Origin of the sequence: Pseudomonas yangonensis (assembly GCF_009932725.1) — a bacterium.
Taxonomy (GTDB): domain Bacteria; phylum Pseudomonadota; class Gammaproteobacteria; order Pseudomonadales; family Pseudomonadaceae; genus Aquipseudomonas; species Aquipseudomonas yangonensis.
In genome coordinates this window covers 182,452-188,817 of sequence record NZ_BLJU01000018.1, presented here as the reverse complement: position 1 = coordinate 188,817, position 6,366 = coordinate 182,452, and the positions used below count along the sequence as shown (strand labels likewise).

5 protein-coding genes and 1 pseudogene are annotated in these 6,366 nt (G+C 62.7%); 2 read left to right on the top strand and 4 right to left on the bottom strand.

What is annotated here, in order from left to right:
• Window positions 1-122: 122 nt before the first annotated feature.
• The 4 genes and pseudogenes from GYB81_RS18200 to GYB81_RS18190 form a co-directional block, all read right to left on the bottom strand.
• Window positions 123-1,709 (bottom strand): ABC-F family ATPase, encoded by a 1,587-nt coding sequence (locus GYB81_RS18200; RefSeq protein ID WP_161867961.1) that lies wholly within the window; start codon window positions 1,707-1,709, stop codon window positions 123-125.
• 73 nt (window positions 1,710-1,782) lie between these two features.
• Window positions 1,783-1,928 (bottom strand): annotated as a pseudogene (locus GYB81_RS24775) (site-specific integrase); the annotation flags it as partial.
• A gap of 30 nt (window positions 1,929-1,958) precedes the next feature.
• Window positions 1,959-2,258, bottom strand: coding sequence for a DUF202 domain-containing protein (locus tag GYB81_RS18195; protein WP_161867962.1), 300 nt, complete (start codon window positions 2,256-2,258; stop codon window positions 1,959-1,961).
• Window positions 2,245-2,628, bottom strand: a complete 384-nt coding sequence (locus GYB81_RS18190; RefSeq protein ID WP_161867963.1) for a YidH family protein — start codon at window positions 2,626-2,628, stop codon at window positions 2,245-2,247. Before GYB81_RS18190 ends, GYB81_RS18195 begins: the two co-directional genes overlap by 14 nt.
• A 586-nt stretch (window positions 2,629-3,214) precedes the next feature.
• Between GYB81_RS18190 and GYB81_RS18185 the strand changes: the two genes are divergently transcribed.
• Both GYB81_RS18185 and GYB81_RS18180 read left to right on the top strand, forming a co-directional pair.
• Window positions 3,215-4,393, top strand: coding sequence for a serine hydrolase domain-containing protein (locus GYB81_RS18185; protein WP_438810720.1), 1,179 nt, complete (start codon window positions 3,215-3,217; stop codon window positions 4,391-4,393).
• Window positions 4,394-4,495: 102 nt separating this feature from the next.
• Complete coding sequence (locus GYB81_RS18180) at window positions 4,496-6,364, top strand: DUF1302 domain-containing protein (RefSeq protein WP_161867965.1); 1,869 nt, start codon at window positions 4,496-4,498, stop codon at window positions 6,362-6,364.
• Window positions 6,365-6,366 lie beyond the last annotated feature (2 nt).

Sequence of the window (6,366 nt, the reverse complement as noted above, 5' to 3'; positions counted from 1 at the left end):
GCGGTGTTTTCGGCCCTCTCCCCCAACCCCTCTCCCATAAATGGGAGAGGGGAGCCAAACCTGTGCAACCTTAAGTGAACAGCATTACCGCGAAAGCGGGCTTTGTCATTCTGCAGCAGACCTCAGACGATGATGCCCTGGCTGCGCAGGTAATCGTCGTAGGTGCCGCTGAAGTCGGTGACGCCGTTGTCCGACAGCTCGATGATGCGCGTGGCCAGGGAGCTGACGAACTCGCGGTCATGGCTGACGAAGATCAGCGTGCCCGGGTAGTTCTCCAACGCCAGGTTGAGCGCCTCGATGGACTCCATGTCCAGGTGGTTGGTCGGTTCGTCCATCACCAGCACGTTGGGCTTCTGGCAGGCCAGTTTGCCGAACAGCATACGGCCCTGCTCGCCACCCGAAAGCACCTTGACCGACTTCTGGATCTCGTCGGAGGAGAACAGCATGCGGCCCAGCGCGGCGCGGATGTTCTGCTCGCCACTGGTCCACTGGCCCATCCACTCGAACAGCGTCTCGTCGGCTTCGAAGTCGTGGGCGTGATCCTGCGCGTAGTAACCGACTTCGGCGCTGTCGGTCCATTTCACGCTACCGGCGTCCGGCTGCATTTCCCCGACCAGGGTGCGCAGCAGGGTGGTCTTGCCGATGCCGTTGGGGCCGATGATGGCCACACGCTCGCCGGCTTCGATGGTGAAACCGAAGTTCTTGAACAGCACCTTGTCATCGAAGGCCTTGGAAAGCTTCTCGACGGTCACGGCCTGGCGGTGCAGCTTCTTGTTCTGGTCGAAGCGGATGAACGGGCTGACCCGGCTGGACGGCTTGACCTCGGCCAGCTGGATCTTGTCGATCTGTTTGGCGCGGCTGGTCGCCTGCTTGGCCTTGGAGGCGTTGGCCGAGAAGCGGCTGACGAAGGTCTGCAGCTCGGCGATCTGCGCCTTCTTCTTGGCATTGTCGGCCAGGAGCTGCTCACGGGCCTGGGTCGCGGCCGTCATGTACTCGTCGTAATTGCCCGGGAACAGGCGCAGCTCGCCGTAATCCAGGTCGGCCATGTGGGTGCAGACCGCGTTGAGGAAGTGACGATCGTGGGAAATGATGATCATGGTGCTGTTGCGCGCCGTGAGAATCGATTCCAGCCAGCGGATGGTGTTGATGTCCAGGTGGTTGGTCGGCTCGTCGAGCAGCAGCACGTCCGGATCGGCGAACAGCGCCTGGGCCAGCAGCACACGCAGCTTCCAGCCGGGGGCGACTTCACTCATCGGGCCGAAGTGCTGTTCCAGCGGAATGCCCAGGCCGAGCAACAGCTCGCCGGCGCGGGACTCGGCGGTGTAGCCGTCCATCTCGGCGAACTCACCTTCCAGCTCGCCCACCTTCATGCCGTCTTCTTCGCTCATTTCCGGCAGCGAGTAGATGCGGTCGCGCTCGGCCTTGACCTTCCACAACTCCTGATGACCCATGATCACGGTGTCGATCACATTGAATTCTTCGTAGGCGAACTGATCCTGGCGCAGTTTGCCCAGGCGCACGTTCGGCTCGAGCATCACCTGGCCGGCCGTCGGCTCCAGATCGCCGCCGAGGATCTTCATGAAGGTCGACTTGCCGCAGCCGTTGGCGCCGATCAGGCCGTAGCGGTTGCCGTTGTTGAACTTGACGGAAACGTTCTCGAACAGCGGCTTGGCGCCAAACTGCATGGTGATGTTAGCGGTGGAGATCAAAGGGTTTACCTATCAATAACTTGGAGGCGCTGGTTGAGGTGATGGCAATCACGAGCTTGTCTGACTCGCCTCAATCCGAAGTGCAGTGGGTCCAGCGCGTATACGTTGAAAGCAGCATCTGCACTAAACGGCAGAGCTGCTGAGCAATAAGGCGGGGTTCAGGCCTGATATCCGGCAGATTGTCGCATACGTGCGGCGGCAGTTGTATGGCCTCCTGCAATGAGGCCCAGTCTGACACGTCTGCGTCTTTCACTCGCCTGCCAGAACAGTCCAGATCATCAACAGATTCAGGCCGGTAAGTACCAGGGCGGTGCTCAGGATTATCGCGCACCTCGCTGTGCCTCTCTCGTCGAGCAACATGGCGAGACTTTGAAGATAGCGCTGCCGTTGGCCACTCCAGAGGGTCAGCGCCATGGCCAGTGCCACCATCATCGGCGCCGGATGTACCCCACGTAGCATCAGGCAGGCGATCACCAACAGTGACAGCTGTGTTCGTCGCCATGCCAACTCGGTGCGTTCGGCCTGCAGGCCCGGATCAACCACGGCCATTCGCCCAGAAAAGCGCCAATAGCAGCAGCGCCACGAGGCAGCCACTGATCGTCAGGGCGGGGATCAATACCGGAAGGGGGAGGGCGCGGCGATGACGCAAGGCGCGCTCCACGGCCAGCCAGCGCAGGCATGCGCCAACGCTGAGCAGAACGCTGAGCGACAGCAGGCTGAGGGTAATGCACAGACGCAGCCAGGGTTCGAAGGCATGGCCGGCGAAGGTCTCCACGGCTATCCCGCCGCCGAGCAAGGCCAGCGCAGTGCGGGCCCAGGCCAGGAAGGTGCGCTCGTTGGCCAGGGTGAAGCGTGGGTCGGGCTCTTCACCGCCGAGCAGTGTCTGTGCGAGAGGCTTGCGAAAGGGAGCTGGAGTCATGAAGCACCGGAGGATGGTACAGGTTGCATGGCGGCGAGAGGCGGCGGTAACAGCAGGGTCTTTGCGTTGTGCTCAATATGACCGATTCGTCCGGGCAGAATGCGCAGCCGGCAAAGCCCGGGCCGCTGGTTATCAATCGAATCAGGTTGTTCTTTTCGGCGGTTGAATAGGAGCCGATGCTAGTCAAATAACCTGTTAAGCACCCAATACAAGAGTCCTATGCGCACCATAAAACTCCGGCATAGGTCGAAGACGGCCAGCTTCGTCGAAGCGATTCGAACCGCACGCTGGGAATCTAGGTCGCTTGTTGGCCTATTCCAAAAAGGCATGCCCTGCATCGCACAGTTCTATTAGTTCTTGTTGAAAACGCTTGGATAGCATCGTCCGGGAGTTCTTTCGGGACCACTCAGTCATTGGGACAACAATAATGAAACCAAGCGTAGCTTTACCCCAGCCCCAGTTCGCCTCGCATCTGCGAAGCCTGCTCAAGGGCCTGTCCTTTTCCCTTCTGTGCGTTTTGCCGCCGGCGTTGGCGGCGAGCTCTGCTGGCGGCGATGTGATGCAAGGGTTTCCACCTGCCATGGAGATGCGTGTGAACAAAGCCAACGCCTTCCTGCCCCCTTACCTGCGTTGGTCCATGCGTCATGCCCGTGAGGTTTCGCCGACACGCAACATCCCCCGTGCGCAAACGCCGCTGGTCCTGGCTGCCGGTCCCGCCCTGGCGCTCGATGGCTTACCGTTCACGGTCGGCGACGAGACGCTCACGCTCGACGGCTACCTGCGCGAAACCGTTACCGACGGGCTGATCGTGCTGCACCGCGGCGTGATCGTCTTCGAGCGTTACTACGACGGTTTCGAGCCCCGCCAGCCGCACATCTGGGCCTCCATGACCAAGTCCGTGACCGGTCTGCTGGCCGCGCAGTTCATCGCCGAAGGCCTGCTCGATCCCAATGCCAGACTCGCCCAGTACGTACCGGAACTGGCGGGTACGCCCTTCGGCGAGGCCACGGTGCAGCAGAACCTCGACATGCAGGTGGCGGTGACCTACCCGGAGCATGTGCCGCCGGACCTCGGGCTGTTCGCCGCGACCGGTCTGATCCCGCGCAAGCCGCAGATGCCGGCCGATATCTATTCCTTCCTGCGCGTAGCCAAGATGGCGCAAACCGCCGCGCCACAGCCATTGTTCTTCTACCAGAACGGTTCTCCGGAGGCCTTGGCCTGGGCGCTGCGGCGCATCTCGGGACAAAACTGGAGTCAATTGGTGGAGGCGCGAATCTGGTCGCGCTTTGCTCAGGAAGATGCCTACGTTCAGGTGGACGAGCTGGGTACGGAGATGGCCAGCGGCGGCATCAGCAGCAATCTGCGCGACACCGCACGTTTCGCCGAGCTGGTGCGTCGCGAGCTGGCGCGCAACGCGCCGGGCGACAGCTTCAATCAGAGTGTGCGCAGCCTGCTGCAGGCGGGCGACCAGGAGCTGTTTGCCAGCGGCAATCTGGCGCCTGGTCGTCCCGGCTACGCCTACCGCAACTACTGGCTGCAGAAGAACGATGGCGACGGCTCGCTGGAGGCCAGCGGGCGTTTCGGCCAGAAGATCTACCTCAACCCCCGGCGCGAGGTGGTCATCGTCAAGCTGTCGGCAACGCCTGATCAGGCACGCCGTGCAACCAGCGCGGACGGACCCGCCAAGGTGGCGTCGCGAGCCATCGACTCGCCTGTGACCTTCAACAACATGGTCAGCGCGGTGCTCGACGCCTTGCCGCACTGACCGACACGCCGCACCCACCCGCAAACGAACCGCGCAGGCAACTGCGCATCGGCGGGCCATTGCCCGCAGAACGGACCCGACAAAAACAACGAGAGGGTTTACATGAACCACTTCATCGCGTGTCCCCGACATCGCTTCGCCCCTGCCGCCCTGGCCACTGGTATCGCCCTGGCCGGCCAGGCATCGCTGCTGCAGGCCGCCACCTGGCAGCTCGACGAGGATTGGAGTCTGACGACCCACAGTAGCCTGTCGCTGGGCACCAGCTGGTCGCTGCAAAATGCCGACAAGCACCTGCTCAACAAGGCCGATGCGGCCAGCATCGGCAAGGTGGGCGTAGGCACCAACTACAACGGAGACGACGGCAAGCTCAATTTCGACAAGGGCGACACTATCTCCACGCTGTTCAAGGGCCTGACCGAGTTCGACCTCAATGACGGCAGCCAGGGAGCCTTCATCCGCTTCAAATACTGGTATGACCATGCCATGGCCACCGGCGATGGTGACTTTCGGCGTTTCGATGATTCCGGCTGGCAGCGCCTGGCGCGGTTTCAGGGTTTCGAGGTACTCGACGCTTACCTGTGGAAGGACTTCGAGCTTGCCGACCGTCCGCTCAGTGTAAAAGTCGGCAAGCACGTGCTCAGCTGGGGCGAGGCGCTGTTCCTGCAGAATGGGGTCAACGCCATCAACCCTCTGGACGTCTCGGCGTTCAACCGCCCCGGCACCGAGCTGAAGGAAGGCTTGCTGCCGGTGGAGATGGTGTCCTTCAACTATGACCTGGCCGACCGCCTGAGTGTCGAGGGCTTCCTGCAGTACAACTTCCGACCCTCGGTGCTGGAGGGCTGCGGCACCTTTTTCAGCACCAACGATGCGCTGCAGGAGGGCTGCCAGCACGAGAAGCTGATCGCCGGTGGCATCTCGACCACCGATATTTCCGGTATCGAGAATGCCCTCGACGCACCGCCCGGGATGATGCCGGCAGCCGAGCGCTACCTGCGCCGCACCGCCACCGACTGGGCGCGCGATAGCGGCCAGTATGGTCTGGCGGCGCACTACCTGATCGAGTCGCTCGACGATGCCGACCTGGGGCTGTACTACCTCAACTACCACAGCCGCACGCCGTTGCTGTCCGGGGTGATCGCCCGCCAGGCACCCAACGCCGGCGGCAATCCCGGCGCCAACCTCAATACCGGTGACTACTTCACGGTATATCCCGAGGACATCCGCCTGTTCGGCGCCAGCATCAGCGGCGTGCTGGGCAGCACCGCGGTGTTCGGCGAATTGACCTACCGGCCCAACATGCCGCTGAGCGTCAATTCCGCCGATCTGATCAACCTACTTGCCGGGCAGCGCAACAGCTGGATCATGCCCATGACTCCAGCCGAGCTGGCCGCTGCGCGTGGCAGCCGCGTGGACGGCTACGTGCGCAAGGAAGTCTGGCAGTTCAGCCTGGGCGCCGCCGACAGTTTTTCCAACGTGCTCGGCGCGCAGCGCCTGGCCTGGGCGGCGGAACTTGGCGGTAACTGGATCGGCGGTCTCGATCCGCAGGACGAACGCCTCGGCCGCGCGGGCGCGTTCGGCCGTACGCCGACCTCCGATGGCGCCGCCTGCTCGACGCCGTCGGCACAGAACCCGGCCGGGTTGACCGACGCGGAGCTGGCCGCCGCCACCCACTGCAACACGCACGGCGTAATGACCGCCTTCTCCTGGGGCTATCGGCTGCGCATGGGGCTTAGCTACGAGGGCCTGATCCCCGCCACGGTGGTGACTCCATCGATCAACTGGCGCCATGACGTCGAGGGCTACGGCCCCAATTTTCAGGAAGGCCAGCAGGCCCTCGGTCTGGCCCTGACCTTCGACTACCGCAACGAGTACTCGCTCGAACTGGCCTACAACAGCTTCTTCGGCTCGAACGAGTTTTCCCTCATCGATGACCGCGACTATGCCTCGGTCACTGTCAAAGCGAGCTTCTGACC

Excerpts from the sequence above, each read along its gene's own strand:
- GYB81_RS18190 (WP_161867963.1), bottom strand. The coding sequence starts at position 2,628 with ATGACTCCAGCTCCCTTTCGCAAGCCTCTCGCACAGACACTGCTCGGC.
- GYB81_RS18185 (WP_438810720.1), top strand. The coding sequence starts at position 3,215 with ATGCGTGTGAACAAAGCCAACGCCTTCCTGCCCCCTTACCTGCGTTGG.
- GYB81_RS18180 (WP_161867965.1), top strand. The coding sequence starts at position 4,496 with ATGAACCACTTCATCGCGTGTCCCCGACATCGCTTCGCCCCTGCCGCC.
- GYB81_RS18195 (WP_161867962.1), bottom strand. The coding sequence starts at position 2,258 with ATGGCCGTGGTTGATCCGGGCCTGCAGGCCGAACGCACCGAGTTGGCA.